The following is a 22284-nucleotide window of genomic DNA, read 5'->3' as shown; positions in this document are numbered from 1 at the left end:
GTTCCCCTGAAAGCACCGGGGGCGCAAATGATTTTTCCGCCCAGCGGAACGGTCGACCCCGCCGCTGCGCCAAAATCCCCCGGCGCCACAAAAGCCAAGGCCACCAGGCGAAGGAGCCGAGGCGCCGAGCCCTACAAGCACCCGGAGACATTCCCCATGGACCGCTGGACCGAGATCGCCCTGCTCGTGCAGATCGCCGACGCCGGCAGCCTGAGCCGCGCGGCCGAGGCGCTGGGCCTGTCGAACGCCGCGGCCAGCCGCCACCTGAGCGCGCTCGAGGCCCGGCTTGGCGCGCGGCTGGTCGAGCGCAACACCCGGCGGCTGTACCTGACCGACACCGGGCGCGAGTTCTGCGGCCGCGCCCGCACCATCCTGGCCGACCTGTCGGACGCGGAATCGACCGTGAACGCCACCGCGCTGAACCCCACCGGCGTGCTGCGCGTGACGGCCTCGCTGTCTTTCTCGATCCACCACATCGCGCCGCTGCTGCGCGAGTACACCCAGCGCTACCCGGGCGTGACGGTGCACGTGGAGGCGGCCAACCGCTACTTCGACCTGATCGACAACAACATCGACGTGGCGATCCGCACGCGCGAGTACGAGCCCGACTCCAACGTGACCATCCGCCGGCTGGGCGAGACGCGGCGCATCCTGGCGGCCTCGCCGCGCTACTTCGCGCAGCACGGCTTTCCGAAGACGCTGGAGGAGCTCACGCGACACAAGCTGCTGATCTACACCCACGCCAACAACCCGAACGAGCTGCGCTTCAGCCGCGGCGGGGAGACCCGCACGGTGTCGGTCACGGGGCTGCTGGAGTCGAACGACGGCCAGGTGCTGCGCGCCGCCGCGCTCGACGGCATGGGCATCCTGGTGCAGCCGACCTACATCGTCTACGAGGACATCGTGGCCGGGCGGCTGGTGCCCACGCTGGACGACTGGGACCTGCCCCACCTGGCCATCAACCTGGCCTACCCGAGCCGCAAGCACCTGTCGGCCAAGGTGCGCAGCTTCATCGACTTCATGGCCGCGCATTTCCAGAAGATGGACTACGAGCGCAAGTGGACGGGGCATTTCGGCACGCATTGAGCGATGGAGCCGGCTGGGGGCGGCCCGGGCGGGCTTTGCGGCCAAAGATGTGCGTAAACGCACATCCCGCGTTCCGGCGGCTGCGCACACTGGAGGCGCAACCGCCGCATCCCGTGGCGGACCTCCCATGTTTTCCTCCAAGGATCTGCCATGAACACCCAGGCTGCTGCCGCCAACGCCAACACCCAGCGTGCGCCGATCGCGCCGTCGCTGGCTTCCCTTTCCCCCGCCGCCATCGCGAACGGCGACGACGCCGGCAAGCTCGTGCTGCGCGTGGCGGTCGGCCTGCTGGTGCTGCTGCACGGCATCTTCAAGCTGTCGGCCGGCGTCGGCTTCATCGGCGGCATGCTGGCCAAGGCCGGGCTGCCGGGCGGGCTGGCCTACCTGGTGTACGTGGGCGAGATCGTGGCGCCGCTGCTGATGATTGCCGGCGTGTTCACGCGCGGCGCGGCCGCGGTGGTGGTCATCAACATGCTGGTGGCCTTCGGCCTGGTGCACATGGCCGACCTGTTCGCCCTGGGCAAGCAAGGCGGCTGGGCGCTGGAGCTGCAGGGCCTGTACCTGTTCGGCGCGCTGGCGGTGGTGCTGCTGGGGGCGGGGCGCTTCAGCGTGGGTGGCCGCAACGGCCGCTACAACTGAAGCTCCTGCTACTCAGCCGCCGTCGCCCCGCACCTGCGACACCATCAGTTCCAACCGCCCCACATCGGCCACCAGCAACGCCTTGTCGTCCTTGCGCAGCACCCCGCTGCGCACCAGCACATTGAGCTCGCGGGTCACCTGCTCGCGGTTGGTGCTGATCTGGCTGGCCAGCGCCGCGTGCTTGGGCGCCGGGTCGAGCCGGGCCTGGTTGGCGTCGCCCTCGTGGGGGCCCGCGGCACGCGCCAACCGTAGCAGCTCGGCATGCAGCCGGTTCTGCACGCCCAGGGTGCTCAGGTCGATCACGCGCTCCGACAGCTGCCGCACCAGCGACGCCAGCCGCTGCATCACCCGCTCGGCCACCAGCGGCTCGTCGCGCAGCAGGGCCATGAAGGCGGCGCGGTCCAGGCTGGCGACCACGCTGGGCGCCAGCGTGACCACGTCGGCGGAGCGCGGGCCGCCGTCGATGGCGGCGATGTCGCCGAAGTGCTCGCCGGCCTCCGAATCGCGGAAGGTCACCTGCCGGCCGTTGGCCGAATAGGTCGTCACCCGCACCCGGCCCGAGACCAGCAGGAACACCTCGCCCTGTTGCTCGGCGCGCAGCAGCAGCGGCTTGCCGGCCTCCACGCTGTGCCACAGGCACTGCTGGGCCAGCAGGTCCAGGCGCTGGTCCGACAAACCTTCAAGCAGCGCGACGTGGCGCAGCGCGAGGCTGGACCGCGGGGCAACGCCGGGGGAGGTGGAGGGGGACGTTTCAGGTTTGGCCATGCCAGGGGTCGGTAAGGGCGCGCGCATTATGCTCGGGTGCCGTTTCGAACCCGTTCATGGACAGACGTTCCCCCCCCACCCCTTTTTCGCTGAGACCGCCCACGCGGCGCAATCTCCGCTGGGTGAGCGGGCTGGTGCTGATGGCCTACGTGACGGCGCACCTGCTGAACCACGCGCTGGGCATCCATTCGTTCGCCGCGGCCGAGACGGTGCTGCGCGGCGTGCAGAAGTTCTGGCACAGCGGGGTCGGCACCGCCCTGCTGTACGGCGCCGCGGCCACGCACCTGGCGCTGGCCGTGCTGGCGCTGTGGGAGCGCCGCACCCTGCGCATGCCGCCGCTGGAAGCCGTGCGCGTGCTGCTGGGCTTCGCGCTGCCGCTGCTGCTGGCCACCCACCTCACCGCGATGCGCGGCGCCTACCTGGCCTACGGCATCGAAGGCTCTTACGTGCGCGTGGTCTGGGGCCTGTGGGACTGGCAAGGCGCCGCCGCGCAGCTGGGCATGATGCTGGCGGCCTGGGCGCACGGCTGCCTGGGCCTGCACTTCGCGCTGCGGGTGCAGCCGGCCTACCGCCGCTTCTCGCACCTGCTGCTGGCCGTGGCGGTGGTGCTGCCGCTGGCGGCGGCGATGGGCTTCGTGTCGATGGGGCGCGAGTTCCAGTGGACCGGCGTGCCGCCCGTGGTGCTGCCGACCGCCGAACAGGGCCAGTCGCTGGCCGCGGCTGAAAACTACATCAAGTGGGGCTACGGCCTGGCGCTGCTCGCACTGCTGGCCGCGCGCTGGGGGCGCAACGGCTTCGCCCGGCTGTCGCGCCAGCCGTCGGTCACGCTGCGCTACCCCGGCCGCGCGGTGCAGGTGCCGCGCGGCTGGAGCGTGCTGGAGGCCAGCCGCTCGCACGGCATCGACCATGTGTCGATCTGCGGCGGGCGCGCGCGCTGCTCGACCTGCCGCGTGCGCGTGGCGGGGCCCGCCGAGCACATCGGCCAGCCGGGCCGCGACGAGCAGCGCACGCTGGAGCGCGTGCGCGCCCCGAGCGACGTGCGCCTGGCCTGCCAGCTGCGCCCGCGCGGCGACATCGAGGTCACGCCGCTGTTCGCGCCGCGGCCCAACGAAGGCCGGCCCGCGCCGGTCGGCCACTTCGGGCGCGAGCACGACGTGGCGATCCTGTTCGTCGACCTGCGGCGCTGGTCGGGCCTGTCGGAGCGGCAGTGGCCCTTCGACCTCGCCTATGTGCTCGACCGCTACTTCGCCACCGTGGGCGGTGCCGTGCGCGAGAGCGGCGGCGTGCCCAATCAGTTCATCGGCGACAGCGTGATGGCCATCTTCGGGCTGGAGTGCGACCTGCCCACGGCCTGCAGGCAGGCGCTGCAAGCGACCGCGCTCATCGCCGAGCGCATGGACGCATGGAGCGAAGGCTTCGAGGCGCAGTTCGGCCAGCGGCTGGAGTTCGGCATGGGCCTGCATGCGGGCCGCGCGGCGGTGGGCGAAGTGGGCTACCTGGAGACCACCACCTTCACCGCCATCGGCGAGGTGGTGAACACCGCGAGCCGGCTGCAGGACCACTCGAAGACGGCCGCGTCGCGCCTGGTCGTGTCGCTGTTCGCGGCGCAGCAGGCGGGCATCGCGCACACGATGGGCGACGCGCAAACGCTCGCCGTGCGGGGGCGCTCCGAGCCGCTGCAGGTGCTGTATCCGCAGCCTGCGAACCCTGCTGCGCACTCTCTTGCGTAGTTGACGAAAGCGGTGCGCAAACGCACAGCGCCCCAGGCACCGCGGTTTCACACTGGCTGCGTGGCAACGACGAATGTCCGCCGTCCACACCGTCAGTCGAAGGGACTCGCATCATGAACACCAAGCAACGCCTCGCTCTGTCCGCCGTCACGTTCGCCCTGCTGGGCGCCGTGGGCGCGGCACATGCCGAAACCTACGACGGGGTGCACCCGATCACCTCGTCCGCCAGCCGCACCGATGTGCGCGCCGAAGCCGTGGCCGCCGCGCACAACGACAACCCCTATGCCGACGGCGCCAGCGCCGGCCCCGCCCCGGTGGTTGCCTCGTCCGCCAGCCGCGCCGAGGTGCGCGCCGAAGCCGTGGCCGCCGCGCACAGCGACAACCCGTACGCCGAAGGCGCCTCGTCGGGCACGGCCCCGATGGTGGCCAGCACCATCGACCGCGCGACGGTGCGTGCCGCGGCCCGCGCCGCCGCACGTGGCGACGCGCTGCCGCTGTAAGCGACGCGCCGCGCACAGCCCGCTTCGGCGAGCATTCGCCTCGAGGCCGGCCCTTGCGAAGCAGGGACCGGCCTTTTTCATTGGGCAGGGCGCGATCGTGGAGCGGACGGCACACGAAAAGCGGTGCGCAAACGCACAGCGCCTATCGTGCCGCGGTTTCACACTTCATCGCGTGGCAACGACGGATGTCCGCCGCCCACACAGTGAACCCAAGAGACGCTCACCATGAACTCCAAGCAACGCATCGCCGCTTCCGCCCTCGCCACCGCCTTCGCCCTACTGGGTGCCGCCGGCACGCACGCGGAAACCTATGACGGCGTGCATGCCATCACCTCGGCCGCGAGCCGCGCCGCCGTGAACGCCGAAGCCGTGGCCGCCACGCGCGAAGGCAATGCCTATTCGGACGCCGCCGCCGAAGGCACCGTGGCCGTGAATTCGACGCTGGACCGCGCCAGCGTGCATGCGCAGGCCGTGGCCGCCGCCAGCAACCCGCTGCAAAGCCTGGACCGCCGCGCGTTCTACCGCGACGAAGTGCCTGCCGCCTACAAGAAGCCCGCGGTGTCGTTCACCCGCCAGGCCGGCCGCTGAGCCACGGCGCGGCCCCTGCCGCAGCCTCGCCGGCTCAGGGCCGCGCGCCTTCCCAGGCGTTCTGCAGCAGGGCGCGGATCGCATCGCGCTCCAGCGGGCGCGGGTTCGGGTACTGGTTCTTGAGCGCGTGCGCGCAGGCCAGGTCGAGGTCCGACTCCTTCATGCCGATGTCGCGCAGCGCGACCGGCGCGCCGTTGTCGCGCGCCAGGTCGTACACCGCCTGCGCGGCGCTGCTGCCGCCCAATGCCTTCGCGATGCGGGCCATCGCACCCGGCGCCGCCTCGGCGTTGTAGGCCAGTGCATGCGGCAGCACGATGGTGTGCGTCTCGGCATGCGGCAGGTTGAAGCTGCCGCCCAGCGTGTGGCACAGCTTGTGGTGCAGTGCCATGCCGACGTTGCCCAGCACGGTGCCGCACAGCCAGGCCCCGTAGAGCGCGTCGCTGCGCGCGCCCAGGTCCTTGGGCATGGCGCGGATGGCGGGCAGTGCGCGGCCCAGCGCGGCGATGCCTTCCTGCGCCATCAGGTCCATGATCGGGTTCGAATCGACCGCGTACAGCCCTTCGGCCGCGTGCGCGATGGCGTTGATGCCGCTGGTCACGCTCATGCCCACGGGCAGCGTGAGCGACAGTTCGGGGTCGTAGATGACGGTGCGCGGCAGCACCTTGAAGTCCTTGCCCGTCTTCTTCATGCCGGCCTCGGTGATGCCGTAGATCGGCGTCATCTCGGAGCCCGCGTACGTCGTCGGAATGGCCAGGATCGGCAAGCCCGAATCCAGCGCGATGGCCTTGCCCAGCCCGGTGGTCGAGCCGCCGCCGATGGCCACGGCGCAGTCGGCGCCCAGGCGCTGCGCCACCTCGCGGGCTTCGCGCGCCGTCTCGATGGGCACGTGCATCACGGCGCGATCGAACACGCCGGCCGCGTGCGCGCCCAGCATGTCGGCGACGCGCTCGGCCTGCGGCCGCTGCTCGGGCGTGGACAGCACCAGCGCGCGGCGCGCGCCCAGCGCGTCGATCTCGCGGGCCAGGTGCTGCAGCGCACCGGCACCGAACACCACCCGCTGGGCAACGCTGTTGTAGATGAAGGGCTGTAGGGACATGCTGCTGGCTTTCTTCGGACGCGATCTTGCGGCCACGCGAGTGTTCACCCGGGCCGGGCGCCGTTCAACCCCTCGGGCGGAAAGGAGTTTTCCGCCCGGCGGCAGGGTTGGCGTTCAGCCGGTCACGCCAGCCGGACTGCTCTTGCGCCCGCCGCTGCCGGCCTGCGCGATGAGCAGCACGAAGCCGCCCACCATCGCCACGTTCTTCAGGAAGTTGTTGAGCTGACCCGCGAACTGCGCCGCGTCGGCGGCCCAGAAGGCGTGCGCGGTGAAGGCCGTGGCCAGCGTGAACACGGCCAGCGCGCCCGCCACCCACTGCACGCGCCAGCCGGCCACCAGCAGCAGCCCGCCGCCCACTTCCAGCGCGATGGTCAGCGGCAGCACCACCTCGGCCATCGGGATGCCGAGCTTGGCGAAATAGCCGAGCGTGGCGCCATAGGTCATGAGCTTGCGCACGCCCGCCACCAGGAAGATCACGGCCATCAGCACGCGGGCGGCCAGCACCCAGCGGCTGTTCTGTTCGTTCGTCGTCATTGCATTTCTCCAGAGTTGGCCGGGCGCGCGGTGGCGCCCGTGAATTTCAGTCGCCCCATGCAGAGCACCATCACGCACGACAGCAGCGCCGGCACCGCCGCCGCGATGAAGAGCGCGCTGTTCGTCCAGTGCAGCCCGATGAGCCAGCCCGCCAGCACCGGCCCCACGATGGAGCCCGCGCGGCCGATGCCCAGGCTCCAGCCCATGCCGGTGGCGCGCACCGTGGTCGGGTACACGCTGGAGGCCAGCGCAATGAGCGCCGGCTGCGCGCCCACCACGCAGAAGCCGCTCACCGTGACCACCGCGAGCAGCAGCGCCAGCGGCAACGCCGGCTGGCCGATGACCCCGATGGCCAGCACCGCCACCGCGAAGATCGGCACCAGCACGCGGTAGAAGCCGATGCGGTCGATCAGCGGCCCCATCGCCACCGTGCCCACCACGCCGCCCACCTGCAGCAGCGTGCCCACCAGCACCGCCGTGCCGCCGCTGTAGCCGGCGCCGGTTGCGATGGTGGGCAGCCAGTTGGCCAGGAAGAACAGGTTCAGCAGGTTCATGAAGTTGATGCCCCACAGCAGCAGCGTGGCCGGCCCGCGCCCGGCGCGGAACAGCTCGACCACCGGGGCACCGTCCTGCTTCGCCTCGTGCACCACGTAGCGCGTGTCGGGGCCGATGCGCTGCCCGGGCGCGATGCGCGCGAGCCACCCGTGCACGCGGTCGAGCTTGCGCCCGCGCAGCACCAGGAACTGCATCGACTCGGGCATGTAGCGCCACATGAGCGCGGCGATCACCAGCGGCACCACCCCGCCGAAGACGAACACCGCCTGCCAGCCGCCCCACGGAATGAGCACCGCCGACACCAGCCCGCCCAGCACGGCGCCGCCGGTGAAGCCGCAGGACACCCACATCATCAGCGTGACGCGGCGGCGCTGCGGGCTGTACTCGCTGGCCAGCGCGCTGGCGTTGGCCATGATGCCGCCCAGCCCGATGCCGGTGACGAAGCGCATCGCCAGCAGCTGGTTGAGCGTGTGCGCGAAGGTGGTGGCCAGCATGCACAGCGCGAAGAACACCGTGGCGCCCAGCAGCACCGGCCGCCGGCCGATGCGGTCGGCCCAGGTGCTCAGCACCAGCGAGCCGACCAGCATGCCGAGCAGGCCCGCGCCGAACACCGGGCCCAGCGACGCCTTGTCGATGCCCCAGGCCTTCACGATGGCCGGTGCGACGAAGCCCATGGCCTGCACGTCGAAGCCGTCCATGACGACCGCGCAGCCGACCAGCACGAGGATCCATTTCTGGAACGAGCTGACCGGGTGGCTGTCGATGAGCGCCGGAATGTCGACGGCCTGAATGTCGGTGGCCGGAGCGTCGATGCCCGCGGCTGCACCGCCGCCGGCTTCGAGTGATTGCGCAAGCATCTTCACGCCGCCGCCTCGTCCAGGCAGGTGGCGGCCGTCCAGCCGTAGAGCCATTCGAGCGCGTCGTAGAAACGTTCTTGCGGCCGGCCCTTCCACATGCTGTTACGCACCAGGCGCTCCACGCCCTTGGCGTGGTAGATGCGCCCCATCTCGCGCGCCGACAGCACCACGCGCGCGGTGCGCGCCACGCGGGAGCGCTCGTACAGCGCGAGCGCGCGCGGCCAGTCGCCCTGCTCGCGGCGCAGCGCGAGGCCCAGCGTTACCGCGTCTTCGCAGGCCGTGCAGGCGCCCTGCGCCAGGTACTGCACCATCGGGTGCGCCGCGTCGCCCAGCAGCGTGGCGCGGCCGAAGGTCCATTGCTCGATGGGGTTGCGGTCGGCCGTGGAATAGCGCTTCCACGCCTTCGGAATGCGCAGCAGCTGGCGCACCTGCTCGCAGGTGGCGCTGAAATAGCGCTGCACCTCGGCCGGGTCGCCGTCCATCGAACCCCATTCCTCGGGCTGGTCGCTGTGGAAGGTGACGGCGATGTTGAACTTGTCGCCGCCCTTCAGCGGGTAGTGCACCAGGTGGCAGTTGGGGCCGACCCAGATGCATGGCGCGGTGAAGCGCAAGGCTTCGGGGAAGTCCGCCGTATCGACCACCGCGCGGAACACCACGTGGCCCGACACGCGAATACCGTCGCCCACGTACTGCTGTCGCACCGCCGAGCGCACGCCGTCGCAGCCGATCACGGCCTGGCCTTCGTGGCGGCCGCCCTGCGCGTCGATGAGCGTCACGCCGCGCTCGTCCTGCTCGATGTGCACGACCTTGGTGGAGGTGAGGAACTCGATGCCGTCGACGGTCGCCTTCATGGTCGCCTGCACGCCTTCGAGCAGCGCGCCGTGGATGTCGGCGCGATGGATCACCGCGTAGGGGTTGCCGAAGCGCTCGCGGAAATCGTTCGACAGCGAAATGCTCGCCACGCGCTTGGCGTCGATGGCGTCGAACATCACCATCTCCTCGGTGTAGACGGCCTTGGCGCGCAGGTGCTCGCCCACGCCCAGCGCGTCGCAGGCGGCGAAGGCGTTCGGGCTCAACTGGATGCCCGCGCCGATCTCGCCGATCTGCCCGGCCTGCTCGATCACCTTCACGCGGTAGCCCTCGCGCACCAGCGCCAGCGCGGCGGCGAGCCCGCCGATGCCGCCGCCGGCCACGAGCACGGGGCGGGTGTCTTTCACGGCGCTCATGTCACTTCAGCCCGAAGAGCTTCACCGCGTTGCCACGGCCGATCTTCTGGCGGTCGTTCTCACTGATTTCGCAGTTGTCGAACCAGCGCGCCGCGTCCTCGTGCTTCTCGAACGGGTAGTCCACCGAATACATGATGCGGTCGGCGCCCACCTCGAGCATGGTCGACAGCAGCGTGGGCGTGCGGAAGTTGCCGCTGGTGGTGATGTGCACGTTGCTGCGCAGGTAGTCGCCGATTTCCCTGTCGCAGGGCATGCCGCGGCGGCCCTTGCGCAGGATGTGGTCCACGCGCCAGATGTTGAACGGAATGCCCTCGCCGAAATGGCCGAGGATCATCTGCAGCGCGGGGTGGCGGTCGAACATGCCGCTGGACATCAGGCGCAGCGCGTGGATGGCCGTTTCCATCGCGAAGGCCCAGGTTGGGCCGGTAAGCCAGTGCGCGCCGTCGTAGATCGGTTCGCGGCTGGCCAGCGGGTCGCGCGGGTGCATGTAGAAGGGTTTCTCCAGCGCCGCGGCGGCGCTCCAGAAGTCGTTGAAGCGCGGGTCGTCGTAATAGACCACCGTGTGCGCGTCGCCCACCTGCGAGAAGCCGTTGACCAGGAAGCCTTGGAAGCCCAGCTGCGTCACGCAGCGCTCCAGCTCGCGCGCGGCGGCCTCGGGGTCTTGCAGCGGCAGCGCGGCAAAACCGCCGAAGCGCGTGGGGTGGCGGCCTATTTGCTCGGCCAGCACGTCGTTGGCGCGCCGCGCCACCTCGATGGCGCGCTTCGCATCGGGAATGCCCTGCACCGCCGGCGAATTGAGCGAGAGGATCGACAGCTCGGTGCCCCACTCGTCCATCTTCTCCAGGCGCTGCTGCTCGAAGTCGAGCAGGTTGCCCTTCAGCGTCGCCCACACCTCGGGGCGGGCGTAGACCTGCGAGTCGGCAATGGTCAGGTCGATGGCGAAGTGCTCTTCGAGCGCGATCTTGTTCTTCATGGGTGAGTTCATGGTTGGGTCATTCGGGTTTGATGTTGAGTTTGTCCAGCACGTCCTGCCAGGTCTTGCGGTCGTCGGCGATGTAGCGCGCCAGCTGTTCGGGGGTGCCCGGGCGCGGGTAGGTGCCGAGCTCGCGCGACTTGGCGACCACGTCGGGCAGCAGCAGCGCCTCGTTCATGTCCTTGTTGAGCCGGGCGAGCACCAGCGGGTCGACGCCCTTCTTCGCGATGACCGCGAACCAGCCGTGCGCCACCGCGCCGGGCACCGTCTTGCTCGCGAGCGGGAACGACTCCAGCCCGGCCTCCACGCGGTCGCCCATGCTGGCCAGCACGCGCATGCGCCCGCCCTGCACGTTGCCGGCGACCACGTTGTAGGTCTCGACCATCATCTGCGTCTGCCCGCCCAGCGTGGCCTGCATGGCCTGCGCGCCGCCGGGGTAGTGCACCTCGAGAAACTGCGCGCCCGATTGCAGGCCGAGCAGCGCCGAGGCCAGGTGCGGCGCGGTGCCGCGGCCGTTGTCGGCCACCTCGATGCCCTGCGGCCTGGCGCGCGCCGCGGCGATGAAGTCGGCCAGCGTCCTGTAGGGCGAGTTGGCCGGCACCGCGAGCATGAAGGGCGCCACTGCCGCGAGCGTGACCGGCACGAAGTCGCGGTTGAAGTCGTAGCTCACGCCCTTGATGGTGCTGGGCGCCACCGAGATCGCCGAGCCCTGCACGAAGCCGAAGGTGTAGCCGTCGGTGGGCGCCGCAAGGATCGCGTTCATGCCGATCACGCCACTGCCGCCGGGCTTGTTGTCGACGATCACGCCCTGCCCCCACTTCTCGCCGAGCTTGGCGCCCACGTGGCGAATGAGCACGTCGGGCGCGGAACCCGCGGGGAACGGCACCACGAAGCGCACGGCCTGCTGGGGCCACCTGGCTGCGGCGCCCTGCGCTTGCGCTTGCGCTTGCGCTTGCGCTTGCGCTTGCACCAGCGGCGCCGCGGCGATGAAAGGCAGCGCGAGGGCCCATGCAACGGCACCTCTTCGGGAAGGCTTCAGGCTCATGTTCGTCTCCGTATTTGCTTGATTATTCAAGTAATTGCGGCGGACTATATACTTGATTGTTCAAGCATGTCTAGATGAAAACCCTGCCCCAAGATCACGACCTCGAGAAGGCGATTCCCTTCCTTCTGGCCCGCGCCGGCGCGCGCATGGGCAACGCCTTTGCGAAGGCACTGAAGCCCTACGGGCTGGCCCTGAGCGAGTGGCGCGTGTGCGCGTCGCTGCAGCACACGCCGAAGCAGACGCTGTCCGAGCTGGCCACGCACGCCTCGACCGACCTGTCGGCGCTGTCGCGCATCGTCGACCGGCTGGCCATGCATGAACTGGTGGCGCGCGAGAAGTGCGACACCGACAAGCGCGCGGTGCGCATCGCGCTCACCGAGCGCGGGCTGGCGCTGACGCTGGAGCTGATTCCGCTCGCGCAGCACTACGAGGCCGTGGCGACCTCCGACTTCAGCGCGGCCGAGGTGAAGACCTTGCGCGCGATGCTGCTGCGGCTGTACGCGAACGCGACGCCGCTCGCCTGACCCCACCCGCAGGAAGCGGGCGGCTCGGCCTCAGCGTGGCGAGACCCGCACCGCGCAAGCCTGGCGGCCCTCGGTGATCTCGAAGCGCACCGGCAGAAAGCGCTCGATCACCGCGCAGTTGGTGCGCGTGTGTTCCGTCACTTCGCTGCAGGTGAACGCGCACGCCTTCTTCGCCTGCCAGGCGGCGAGCGCCAGCAGCAGCGCGAGCTGGTCGGCCAGGTGCGGGCCCACGGCCGCCTCGCTCTTCTGGAACTCGCGCACTTCCTTCACCAGCCCGTGCGCGACCTGCTCCGCGCTCAGCGACTTTTCGCCGAAGGCGGTGAACACCTCGGTCACGTGTTCGTAGGCCAGCGTGGCCAAAAGCGCATTGCCCGGGCCTTCGTTCTGGCGCGCCGCGGCCACGCGCAATTGCTCGCCCGACCAACCCATCGCATTGCCGAGCGTGTCGAGCTCGCGTGTCGACACGTGGCGCGGCAGGCCGGGCGCCAGGCACTCCGAATAGCCCGACCGGTGCGCGCCGCGCGCCATCAGGTCGAAGGGCTGCAGCGCGCCGGCGGCGGGCACGATCACCGCCTCGACCTCGCCGCCGCCCGCCGGGTAGAAACCGCAGCGGCGCAGCGTGAGCTGCAGGTCCGCCCCCAGACGGCGCACCAGCGGAGCGAAAGCGCGCTCCAGGAAGTGGAAGGGCGGCGCCATCGGGTTGTGCGTGCCGCCGCTCAGGTGCACGCGGCTCTGCGCGCCCGCCAGCAACAGCGGCGGCAACACGGTCTGCAGCACCAGCATGCAGCTGCCCGCGCTGGCAATCGCAAAGCGGTACTCGCCCGCACGCACCGGCCCCGGCGCGAAGCGCAGCGACTGCGAGCCGAGCTCGGCCCCGTCGACCTGCGCACCGCTGATTTCCGCTGCGGCCTTCACGCAGGCCAGGTGCTGTCGCATGAGGCCGGGCTTGGCGCGCCCGGCGCGAATTTTCTCGATGGCCAGCGGCTGGCCCGTGACCACCGACAGCGCGAGGCTGGTGCGCAATATCTGGCCGCCGCCCTCGCCTTGCGAGCCGTCGAGTTCGATCGTTTCTTGTTCTGGCTTCATCATCTTTTTCTTCTTGCTGTCTTCTTGACAATGCGCCGGCTACATGAAGTCGGCGCGTATCCGGTCCGTATCGAAAGGCGTGACTCCCTGGTGCACGCCGAACACCGTGTCGGCCTCCCCCGCCGCTTCCACCAGCTGACCCCGTGCGCGCGCGTGCAGCATGAACAGCGTGTGCAGGTCGGGCTTCGCCAGCTCCACCAGCGAGCGCAGCATCAGCGACACGCCCGCCAGGTTGCTCTGCACGTTGTTCCACAACGGCGACTGCTTCAGCGCGATGTCCGCCCAGATCACCTCGCGCGCCTCCAGGTCGAAGATGGCCGGCAGGCAGATCGTGGTGTCGGCCGCCACGTCGACGCGGTCGATCACTGTCGCGGGCTCGAAGATCTCGCCCGAGCCCGCGGCCTGGCGCGCCATCCACCCCGCGAAGCATTCGGGCAGGTCGCAGAAGGCCTGCGAGGTGAAGCTGCTGATCGAGCCCATCACGTAGCGCACGCCCTTCTCGCGCAGCAGCGCCACGTCGAGGTCGATGAACTCCGCCGCGCCCTTCGGCGCGTCGACGATGTCACCGCTGTGCACGCCGCCGTAGCTCTTCAGGTTGTAGTACGCCAGCACGTCGATGTACTTGTACTGCGCGGTGAACAGCGCGGCCGACAGGTCGATGTCGGTACGGCTGCGGCCGTTCTTCCACCAGAGAAAGAGGCGCACGATGTTCGCGTTTGGCATCGGCAGGCGGCTGCCGCGCACCAGCGTGCGCAGCGCCTTCGACGCCGAGCGCTGCGAGAACGGCACCAGGTGGTTGCGCAGCGCCGGCTCGACGTGGCAACGCCCGAGCAGCGGCAGTTGCGCAAAGCGCCGAAGCAACGCCGCCTCGCACAGCGCCGCGGCTTCCTGCGCGATGCCTGGCGGCAGCGGCAGGCGCGTGTCCTTCACCGCGAAGACCTTCGCCGTGTCGCCCTTCGGGAAGAAGCTACGCAGCGCGGGCTCGCCCTGGGGGTCGCCCGGTTGGTCGCCGGGTCGGTCGTCGGGTCGGTCACGGTGACCAAAGTGCACCATGGCCTGCAGCAGCACCGCGGTCGATGCCTTGTCCGCCACGTCACCGAAACGCGCCAGCACCTCGCGCGGCTGCGGCGCCAGGCGCAACACGTGGTCCAGCCGGCGCGCGAAGTCGCCGGGCCGCGTCGGCAGCAGCGCCAGCAGGTCGTCGATGGCGCGCGCTTCCAGCTGCCGCTCGACATGGTGGTTGAAGCCTTGCGGCCGCACGCCGTTGCGCACGTTCTCGAACGCGGCCGCCGCCGCCGGAAAGCGCTTTGCATGCTCCCCCGGATGCAGCACCTCGCCCAGGCGCTTGAACACCTCGGGCCGGCGCGCCACGTCTTCGGCCACGCTGGCGCTGCGCTCCATCAACGCCAGCAGCCAGCGGCGCAGCGGACGCTTCATGCGCGCGAACTTCGCCGGTTCGGCCAGCGACACATCGCCGTCGCTGCATGCCACGGCCAGGCGCAACACGTCGGTGGCGGTCTGCAGATGCGCTTCCAGGAAAGCCTGCGCCTGCGGGTCGTCCACCTTCAGCAGCGCGGCGCCGAGCACGGCCAGGTTCTCCTTCGACACGAAGTGCTCCGGCATCCACGCGTGCACCTTGCCGCGGTAGAAGCGCACGAACCACGCGAGGTCTTCCTTGTCCTGCACCGACAGCGAACTGCGTGCGCCGGCCAGCTGCGTGAACACGGCGTGGAAGTCGTCCGGCGTGCCGAGGTCGATCACGCGCAGCGCCGCGAGCTTCTCTTCTTCGGGCAGCGCGTCGCGCGGCGCCGCCGCCGCATCGGGCCGCAACCGGCCGAAGCTGGCGTAGTGGCGCACCGCGTTCAGCAACAGCGTGGTCGCGCTCGCGCTGGCCACCTGCTCCGGAAAGTTCGGGTACAGCGGCTTCCACTCGCGGTGCGCGCCCTTCAGCGCGCGCACGTTCTTCAACAGCGTGCGGTGGAAGCCCACGAAGGGCTCGGGCTCCCAGGTGCACAGGCAGGCATCGAGCGAGGGCGACAGCGTGCAGCCCAGGGCTTCGAGTTCCTTGTACAGCGTGGCGAGGTAGGCGGGAGGCAGCGTGGCCTGGCCGGGTTCGGCCAGCACGCGCCAGCGGCGACGCAGATAAATCGATTCGTTCATCGTGCGCGCCCAAAAAAAGGAGCGGAAAGCGCAGACCCTAGTTTCCAGGTGTATGAGAAGGAAGGACCCACATAGCCGCTCGCGAACATCATAAAACCTCCGTGCGGGTGCGAGCAACACCCGCGGCGCCTTCATCGAAGCGCAGCACCGTCTCGCACAGGAACGCATCCAGCCCCGCTCCGTCGGACGACGGCAGCGGCGTCACCGGCTCGGCCGCGTTGGCCGCCAGCTCGCGCTCGATGAACGCGTGGATGCCGGGCCAGCGCGGGCTGGTCGCGGCTTCGCCGGCGCGCATCTTCACCTCGAGCAGCGCGTTGATCTCGTCGATCAGCGCGGCGTCGCGCGCGGGGTCCAGCGTGCCCTGCGCCAGGTCGGCGAAGCGCATCGGCGGCACGCCGGGCTGCGCGCGGATCCAGCGCGCGGCCAGCAGCGGGCGCAGCACGTACAGGTATTTCTTGTAGCGCACCTCGTCGGCCTGCAGGTGCTCGCGAAAGTTCTTCTTCGCCATCGAGGTGTAGTGGTGCCAGCCGCGCGCGTTGGAGAACACCGCCTCCGACAGCGCGCGAAAGCGCGGCATCGCCACCGCGTCGTCGCGGTACACGATGGGCGAGCGCAGCCACTCGAGCAGCGTCGGGTTCGACTCGCGCATCAGGCCCAGCGCCTTGCGCAGGTCCCAGCCGTTGATGTCGAGGTCGCCGCTGATCGGCACCTCGATCACGTCGCGGCGCGGCTGCACCGTGAGGTACCACGGCAGGCGGTTCACGTAGATGAAGCGCACGTCGTAGTCGCTGTCGGGCGACGCAAAGCCCCAGCCGCGGCTGCCGGACTCGCAGGCGAAGAGCACGGTGACGTCGTGCGTCGCCTCGATGTCGCGCAGCGCCTGCATGATCTGCGCGCGCATGTCGGGCGCGATCGGGTGGGCGGAGCGCAGGAATTCCTTCCCGAGTTCCTTCCCGAGTTCTTTCTCGAGTTCCTTCTTGGTGTGGCTCATCGGTCATCTCCCTTCTTCGTTCTTTCCGGCGCAAGCGCGGCGGTCAGCGTGCCGGCGCTGTCGAGCGCGAACACGTCCAGGTCGTTGGCCAGGAACGCATGGCCGCTGTAATGCGCCCGCGTCTCGGCCAGCAGTGCCGCCATGCCCTCGTCGTTCTGGTGGCGCGCGCTGAAATGCGTGAGCACCAGGTTGGGCACGGCAGCGGCCTGCGCGGCTTCGGCCACCAGGCGCGCGGAGCTGTGCATCGGGCCCGCGCCGACCTTGTCGAGCGCCTCTTGCGTGTAGGTGGCCTCGTGCACCAGCAGCTGCGCGCCCTGGCAGGCGCCGTGCAGCAGCGCGGGCGCGGCGTTGTCGCCGCCCAGCACGGCAATCGCGGTGTCGAGCTGCGTGTCGGCGAAGTCGGCGCTGCGCATCAAGGCGCCTTCGAAGTGCACGTCTTCGCCTTGCTGCAGCGCGCGCCACGCGGGGCCGGGCGGCAAGCCGGTGGCCTTGAGCGCGTCGGTCTTCAGGCGACTGCGGCGGGTCTCGACCTGCACGCGGTAGGCGTGGCTGGGCACGCGGTGGCTCAGCACATGCCGCTCGACGCGCACGCCGGGCACCTCGTACACCAGCGCCTGGTCTTCGACGTCCACATGCTCAACTTCGTACGGCAGGTGCAGGTCGGTCAGCGCGCGCGTCGCCTCGAACCACTGCCACACCGGCAGCGGCGCGACCAGCTTCAACGGCTTGGTGCGCTTGCCCATGCCCGCGCTCGCGAGCAGGCCCGGCAAGCCGTAGCAATGGTCGCCGTGCACATGCGTGATGAAGACGGCGGCCAGGTCGTGCAGCGACAGCGGCGTTTGCAGCAGGCGGTGCTGCGTGCCTTCGCCGCAGTCGACCAGAAACCAGTCGGCATTCAGCACCGTCTGCACCGCGAGGCCGGAGACGTTGCGGTGGCGCGTGGGCGTGCCGGAAGACGTTCCCAGGAACGTGAACTTCAACATCATGATTTTTCTTTGCTCCCCTTTTTCTTTCAGTCGGTCTGGCTCGCCATCATCGCGGCCAGCGTGCGGCGACGCGGGTTCCACACCGTGAGGCACCAGATGCCCCACCACTCCTTGCCGTCGTCGAAGTACGGACTCCACGCGCTGCGCCCGGGTTCCCGCTCCGGGTCGCCGACCCAGTCGTGCACGGCGATGCCTTCGCCCGGCAGCATGCCCGTGCATGCGCAGAAGCGCGGGAACAGCGAGGCCCGCTCCGCTTCGTCGGCCACGTCCAGCGTGTAGGGCGGGTCGCCGAAGGCCTGGCAGAGCCACTCGAACCACGAAACCTGCGCCGGATCGCGCTGGTACGACACGCGATGCAGCGGCGCGAAGCGCTCGGCGGCGACGACCGCGGACGCATCGCGCGGCGTGGCGCGCGCGGCGTCCACGTCGAAGGCCAGCCGGGGTCCGAAAGCGTCCGCGAGCGAAGGGTCGCGCGCGATGGTCTTGCGGCGGTAGTCGTCGCACTCCGCAACGATGTCGTCGCACAGCAAGCGAAGCACCGCGCGATGGTGCGCCTCGCCTGCTTCATCGACGCCTTCCGGCACGCGGCAGACGACGAACTCGAACGCGGAGCCGACGCGGCGCAGCGTGTCGCGCAACGCTTGCGCCTCGGCCTCCTCCAGCGGTGCCAGCGGTGCAAGTGGTGCCAGTGGCAAGAGTCCCGACGCAGGCATGCTCATTTCGCACCCCCCTCATCGGCGGCCGACCGCAAGCGCCCGGCCAGCGCCCTTGCCGCAGCATGGGCGCCCACGCGCTCCCAGCTTCTCCACGACGAACAGCGCGCATCGGCAAGCGCACGCAGCCGCGCGATGTCTTCATCGGCACCCCAGCGGCCGAGCGCCGCGATGGCGAGCGTGCGCAGGCTCCACCACTTGCTCTCGAGCGCGGCGGCCACCTCGGCGCGCGCATCCGCCGTCGGTGCCGCGCAGGCCAGCACGCGCAGGCGTGCCGACGCATCGCCCAACCGGTTGGCGCCTTCACCCTGGCGCGAAGCAGCGTGCGAAGCCCGGCGCGCGCGACGGCACGCGAGGCAGCGCACCGCGTTGCTCTCGATGCTCCCGTGCACGACTTCGTACCACCACTTCTGCTGCTTCGCGGTCCAGACTTCTTCAGAACCGCAGTCGCGGCAAGTGAACGGGCGAGTGACGTAGAACCCGGGCAATGGCCCCCAGGTGTTGTTGTAGCGGCCCAGCACGTCCAGGTCGGCAGGCTCGGCGCCGAGCAGGTGCGGGCACACGTGGCGTTGCCGATCGGGTGCCCGCAGCCGTGCATCGGCGCGCGCGGCGCGTGCCCGGCGGTGCGCCTTGATTTTGGCACGTCGTTGCTTGTTGCTTTTCATTTTTCTTCGAACCTCCGTATTGCGTCGCTACGAAGGCGGGCCGGATCTCCCGGCCTCCCCTTCTAAAGCTCTTCCACTGTCACGATACCTTCGCCCGTGGCGAGTTGAACGATGCCGCCGAGCACCTTGTCGCGCGAAGCTGCTGTTCGCAAGCAGGCAGACGACGAAGCCATCGGCGTCGATGGTGACCGATGCCTGCGCCCACTCCGAGGGCGTCGAGGGCGTCGACGGCGTCGACGGCGGCGCCGGATAGAAATCCGCACGATCGCCCTCGACCTTCAGATGGCCGCCCAGGCCGGCCTTGCGACAGATGCCGTGCGCGACATCGCGCGACGGCAACGCGACCTTGACGCGGTAGTCCACGCCCATGGTCAGCCCTTCACGCAGACGACCTGCTTGAGCGTGTACACCACCTCCACCAGGTCCTTCTGCGCCTCCATCACCGCGTCGATGTCCTTGTAGGCCATCGGAATCTCGTCGATCACGTCGGCGTCCTTGCGGCATTCCACGCCCTCGGTCGCGGCGATCTGGTCGGCGATGGTGAAGAGCTTCTTGGCCTTGGTGCGGCTCATCTTGCGGCCGGCGCCGTGGCTGCAGCTCATGAAGCTCTCGGGGTTGCCCTTGCCGCGCACGATGTAGCTCTTCGCGCCCATGCTGCCGGGGATGATCCCCAGCTCGCCGGCCTTCGCGCTCACCGCGCCCTTGCGGGTCACCAGCACGTCTTCACCGAAGTGCGTCTCGCGGCTCACGTAGTTGTGGTGGCAGTTCACCGCTTCCACGTGCGCCTCGAAGGGCTTCGCGATGACCTTGCGCGCGGCCGCGACCACGCGCTGCATCATCACCTCGCGGTTCGCCAGCGCGAACTTCTGGGCCCAGCCCACCGCGCGCACGTAGTCGCCGAAGTACTTGGCGCCCTCTTCGAAGTACGCCAGGTCCTGGTCGGGCAGGTTGCGCTGGTGCAGCTCCGCGTCTTTCTTCGCGAGCTCGATGAAGTGGGTGCCGATGGCATTGCCCACGCCGCGCGAACCCGAATGCAGCATGAACCACACGGCGCCCGCTTCGTCCAGGCACACCTCGATGAAGTGGTTGCCGGTGCCCAGCGTGCCCAGGTGCTTGTGGTTGTTGGTGTTCCTGATGCGCGGGTAGTCCTCGCAGATCAGGTCGAACTCGTCCACCAGGCGGGCCCAGGCCGCATCGGTTTCGTCGGGCGGCGTTTCCCACGAGCCCTTGTCGCGGCCCATGCGCTTGGGGTTGCTTCCGTGCGGCACGGCCTTCTCGATGGCCGCGCGCAGCGGGCCCAGGTTGTCGGGCAGGTCGCGCGCGTTCAGCGTGGTCTTGCACGCCATCATTCCGCAGCCGATGTCCACGCCCACCGCGGCGGGAATGATGGCCTTGAAGGTCGTGATCACCGAGCCCACGGTCGCGCCGATGCCGTAGTGCACGTCGGGCATGGCCGCGATGTGCTTGAACACGATGGGCAGGCGCGCGGCGTTCTCCAGCTGCTTCTGCGCCTCGTCTTCCACGGGCACGCCGTGCGTCCACATCTTCACGGGGACGCCGTTGGGCACTTCGTGCAGTTTGTAGTTCTGTTCCATTTTTCTTTTCTCTCTCACAACAAAAAAGCAGCGACAGGAATCGACGAAACGTCGTGCCCTGACCACGGAGCCGCGGGCTTCAGACCGGCGGCATTCGAAGCCGCGGCCACAACATCAAGCGTTTGTAGTTCCGCTTGTTGTTCGGTTGTCTTCTTGCGCTGCGATTCCTTATTGCAACGGGTGTGCCAGTGTGGGCCCGTGGCCTTCGATATTTCTCAAGCCGTTGATTTGATTGGTCTTTTTCCTTGATTCGTCCGAAATCAGTGCGAACACCGCTAAGATTTCTCATTCATTCTTATAATTTTGGCTAGCAATCTAGCCAGAAAATGAAGAAACCCATCGTCGTCATCGGCTTCCTCGGCACCCAACTCGATGCCGGCCAGGGCGCCGGCCGCTGGAACAAGTGGCGTCCCACGGTCTCGCTCGCGCAGCACGAAGACATGGTCGTCTCGCGCATGGAGCTGCTCTACACGCTGCGCCACAAGGCGCTGGCCGAGGTGGTCAAGGCCGACATCGTCTCGCTGTCGCCCGAGACCGTCGTCAACCTCGTGCCGATGGACCTCGCCGACCCCTGGGACTTCGGCGAGGTCTACACGCGCCTGTACGACTGGGCCCGTGCCTACCCCTTCGACACCGAGCGCGAGCAGTACTGGACGCACATCACCACCGGCACGCACGTGGCGCAGATCTGCATGTTTTTGCTGTCGGAGTCGCGCGTGGTGCCGGGCGTGCTCGCGCAGACCTCGCCGCCGCGCCGCCAGGTCGAAGGCGAGGCCGGCAAGTGCACGCTGATCGACCTCGACCTGTCGCGCTACGACGTGATCGCGCGCCGCTTCGACGCCGAGCAGCGCGACGCGGTCGCCTTCCTGAAGAGCGGCATCGCCACGCGCAACGCGCGCTTCAACGCGCTCATCGACGAGATCGAGCGCGTGGCCGTGCGCTCGCGGGCGCCCATCCTGCTGGTCGGGCCGACAGGCGCGGGCAAGAGCTTTCTGGCGCGGCGCATGTTCGAGCTGAAGCAGTCGCGCCACCAGATGAGCGGGCCCTTCGTGGAGGTGAACTGCGCCACGCTGCGCGGCGACGGCGCGGCCTCTACTTTGTTCGGCCACAAGAAGGGTTCGTTCACCGGCGCGGCCAGCGACCGGCCGGGGCTGCTGCGCACCGCGAACCAGGGCGCGCTTTTTCTCGACGAGATCGGCGAGCTCGGGCCCGACGAGCAGGCCATGCTGCTGAAGGCCATCGAAGAAAAGCGCTTCTTCCCCGTGGGCGCCGACAAGGAAGTGGAGAGCGACTTCCAGCTCATTGCCGGCACCAACCGCGACCTGCGCAAGGACGTGGCCGAGGGGCGTTTTCGCGAAGACCTGTTCGCGCGCATCAACCTCTGGACCTACGACCTGCCCGGCCTCGCGCAGCGGCCCGAAGACATCGAGCCCAACATCGACCACCTGCTGGCCCTGCACGCCACCGAGAGCCACCGCGTGGTGCGCTTCAACGCCGAGGCGCGCGCGGCCTACCTGCGCTTCGCGCAGAGCGGCGAGGCGCTGTGGAGCGGCAACTTTCGTGACCTGTCGGCCAGCGTGACGCGGCTGGCCACGCTGGCCGACGGCGGGCGCATTCCGGTGGCGCTGGTCGAGGCCGAGATCGCACGGCTGCGCTGGCTGTGGAAGCGCGAAGGGCCGGCGGCAGCGCACAGCGGCGACATCGATCTCGATGCGTTGCTCGGCGACGAGCGCAGCGCAGCGCTCGACCTGTTCGACCGCCTGCAGCTCGAGGCGGTGGTGCGCGTATGCCGGCAGTCGCGCAGCCTGAGCGACGCGGGGCGCCAGCTGTTCCAGGCTTCGCGCGAGCAGCGCAGCGTGGTGAACGATGCGGACCGGCTGCGCAAGTACCTCGCGAAGCACGGGCTGGACTGGGGCCAGCTGGGCCGCTGATAGATTCGGCGGCTCGCGAACCGAAAAATTCTTGGGAGG

Annotated in this window: 22 protein-coding genes; 7 read left to right on the top strand and 15 right to left on the bottom strand. The window is 69.5% G+C overall.

Going from position 1 to position 22284, the window contains the following annotated elements; all coding sequences use genetic code 11:
• Positions 1-156: 156 nt before the first annotated feature.
• Together AB6807_RS29010 and AB6807_RS29005 are read left to right on the top strand one after the other, a co-directional pair.
• A complete protein-coding gene (locus AB6807_RS29010) occupies positions 157-1086 on the top strand; it encodes a LysR family transcriptional regulator (RefSeq protein ID WP_371087274.1) in 930 nt (309 codons plus the stop codon).
• A gap of 234 nt (positions 1087-1320) precedes the next feature.
• Positions 1321-1725 carry a DoxX family protein gene (locus tag AB6807_RS29005; RefSeq protein ID WP_371087367.1) on the top strand — a complete coding sequence of 135 codons (405 nt, stop codon included), beginning with the start codon at positions 1321-1323 and terminating at the stop codon, positions 1723-1725.
• Positions 1726-1737: 12 nt separating this feature from the next.
• Here AB6807_RS29005 and AB6807_RS29000 read toward each other — a convergent pair whose 3' ends face one another.
• Complete coding sequence (locus AB6807_RS29000; protein ID WP_207786682.1) at positions 1738-2517, bottom strand: Crp/Fnr family transcriptional regulator; 780 nt, start codon at positions 2515-2517, stop codon at positions 1738-1740.
• A 29-nt stretch (positions 2518-2546) separates the two neighbouring features.
• On the opposite strand from AB6807_RS29000, the gene AB6807_RS28995 reads away from it, so the two are divergent.
• The 3 genes from AB6807_RS28995 (at position 2547) to AB6807_RS28985 (ending at position 5308) form a co-directional block, all read left to right on the top strand.
• Positions 2547-4220 (top strand): adenylate/guanylate cyclase domain-containing protein, encoded by a 1674-nt coding sequence (locus AB6807_RS28995; RefSeq protein WP_371087273.1) that lies wholly within the window; start codon positions 2547-2549, stop codon positions 4218-4220.
• 113 nt (positions 4221-4333) lie between these two features.
• Positions 4334-4720, top strand: a complete 387-nt coding sequence (locus AB6807_RS28990; protein WP_371087272.1) for a helicase SNF2 — start codon at positions 4334-4336, stop codon at positions 4718-4720.
• Between the two features lie 225 nt (positions 4721-4945).
• Positions 4946-5308: an alpha/beta hydrolase gene (locus AB6807_RS28985; RefSeq protein ID WP_371087271.1), complete on the top strand. Its 363-nt coding sequence runs from the start codon at positions 4946-4948 to the stop codon at positions 5306-5308.
• A 34-nt stretch (positions 5309-5342) separates the two neighbouring features.
• Here AB6807_RS28985 and AB6807_RS28980 read toward each other — a convergent pair whose 3' ends face one another.
• The 6 genes from AB6807_RS28980 to AB6807_RS28955 form a co-directional block, all read right to left on the bottom strand.
• Entirely contained in the window at positions 5343-6404 is a 1062-nt protein-coding gene (locus AB6807_RS28980; protein ID WP_371087270.1) for a maleylacetate reductase, read from the bottom strand.
• Positions 6405-6518: 114 nt separating this feature from the next.
• On the bottom strand, positions 6519-6938 hold the full coding sequence (locus AB6807_RS28975) for a DoxX family protein (RefSeq protein ID WP_371087269.1): 420 nt from the start codon (positions 6936-6938) through the stop codon (positions 6519-6521).
• Positions 6935-8350: an MFS transporter gene (locus AB6807_RS28970; protein WP_371087268.1), complete on the bottom strand. Its 1416-nt coding sequence runs from the start codon at positions 8348-8350 to the stop codon at positions 6935-6937. The genes AB6807_RS28975 and AB6807_RS28970 overlap by 4 nt, the downstream gene beginning before the upstream one ends.
• Before the next feature lie 2 nt (positions 8351-8352).
• Positions 8353-9576 carry a 3-hydroxybenzoate 6-monooxygenase gene (locus tag AB6807_RS28965; protein ID WP_371087267.1) on the bottom strand — a complete coding sequence of 408 codons (1224 nt, stop codon included), beginning with the start codon at positions 9574-9576 and terminating at the stop codon, positions 8353-8355.
• Position 9577: 1 nt separating this feature from the next.
• Entirely contained in the window at positions 9578-10549 is a 972-nt protein-coding gene (locus tag AB6807_RS28960; RefSeq protein WP_371087366.1) for an amidohydrolase family protein, read from the bottom strand.
• 19 nt (positions 10550-10568) lie between these two features.
• The gene (locus AB6807_RS28955; protein ID WP_371087266.1) at positions 10569-11594 is read right to left on the bottom strand and encodes a Bug family tripartite tricarboxylate transporter substrate binding protein; all 1026 of its coding nucleotides are present in this window, start codon (positions 11592-11594) and stop codon (positions 10569-10571) included.
• Between the two features lie 74 nt (positions 11595-11668).
• Here AB6807_RS28955 and AB6807_RS28950 point away from each other — a divergent pair, with 74 nt between their 5' ends.
• On the top strand, positions 11669-12118 hold the full coding sequence (locus AB6807_RS28950; protein WP_116909383.1) for a MarR family winged helix-turn-helix transcriptional regulator: 450 nt from the start codon (positions 11669-11671) through the stop codon (positions 12116-12118).
• Between the two features lie 30 nt (positions 12119-12148).
• Here the strand turns inward: AB6807_RS28950 and rtcA are convergent, their stop codons facing one another.
• The 8 genes from rtcA to AB6807_RS28910 all read right to left on the bottom strand — a co-directional run bounded on the left by rtcA (position 12149) and on the right by AB6807_RS28910 (position 20314).
• On the bottom strand, positions 12149-13204 hold the full coding sequence (rtcA, locus tag AB6807_RS28945; RefSeq protein ID WP_371087265.1) for an RNA 3'-terminal phosphate cyclase: 1056 nt from the start codon (positions 13202-13204) through the stop codon (positions 12149-12151).
• A 39-nt stretch (positions 13205-13243) separates the two neighbouring features.
• Complete coding sequence (locus AB6807_RS28940) at positions 13244-15364, bottom strand: TerD family protein (RefSeq protein WP_371087264.1); 2121 nt, start codon at positions 15362-15364, stop codon at positions 13244-13246.
• 88 nt (positions 15365-15452) lie between these two features.
• Entirely contained in the window at positions 15453-16355 is a 903-nt protein-coding gene (locus AB6807_RS28935; protein WP_371087263.1) for a nucleotidyltransferase domain-containing protein, read from the bottom strand.
• Positions 16352-17338 carry a ribonuclease Z gene (locus tag AB6807_RS28930; RefSeq protein ID WP_371087262.1) on the bottom strand — a complete coding sequence of 329 codons (987 nt, stop codon included), beginning with the start codon at positions 17336-17338 and terminating at the stop codon, positions 16352-16354. Before AB6807_RS28930 ends, AB6807_RS28935 begins: the two co-directional genes overlap by 4 nt.
• Before the next feature lie 29 nt (positions 17339-17367).
• Positions 17368-18060, bottom strand: coding sequence for a hypothetical protein (locus AB6807_RS28925; protein ID WP_371087261.1), 693 nt, complete (start codon positions 18058-18060; stop codon positions 17368-17370).
• Entirely contained in the window at positions 18057-18719 is a 663-nt protein-coding gene (locus tag AB6807_RS28920) for a zinc-ribbon domain containing protein (protein WP_371087260.1), read from the bottom strand. Before AB6807_RS28920 ends, AB6807_RS28925 begins: the two co-directional genes overlap by 4 nt.
• 27 nt (positions 18720-18746) lie before the next feature.
• Positions 18747-19088: a hypothetical protein gene (locus tag AB6807_RS28915; RefSeq protein ID WP_371087259.1), complete on the bottom strand. Its 342-nt coding sequence runs from the start codon at positions 19086-19088 to the stop codon at positions 18747-18749.
• 2 nt (positions 19089-19090) lie between these two features.
• Positions 19091-20314 (bottom strand): RtcB family protein, encoded by a 1224-nt coding sequence (locus tag AB6807_RS28910; protein ID WP_371087258.1) that lies wholly within the window; start codon positions 20312-20314, stop codon positions 19091-19093.
• A gap of 326 nt (positions 20315-20640) precedes the next feature.
• Between AB6807_RS28910 and rtcR the strand changes: the two genes are divergently transcribed.
• On the top strand, positions 20641-22245 hold the full coding sequence (gene rtcR / locus AB6807_RS28905) for an RNA repair transcriptional activator RtcR (RefSeq protein WP_371087257.1): 1605 nt from the start codon (positions 20641-20643) through the stop codon (positions 22243-22245).
• Positions 22246-22284: the final 39 nt, after the last annotated feature.

Source organism: Variovorax sp. RCC_210 (assembly GCF_041355175.1).
Classification (GTDB): domain Bacteria; phylum Pseudomonadota; class Gammaproteobacteria; order Burkholderiales; family Burkholderiaceae_C; genus Variovorax.
The sequence above is the reverse complement of the archived record's forward strand: the minus strand, read 5'-3'. Positions and strand labels throughout refer to the sequence as shown.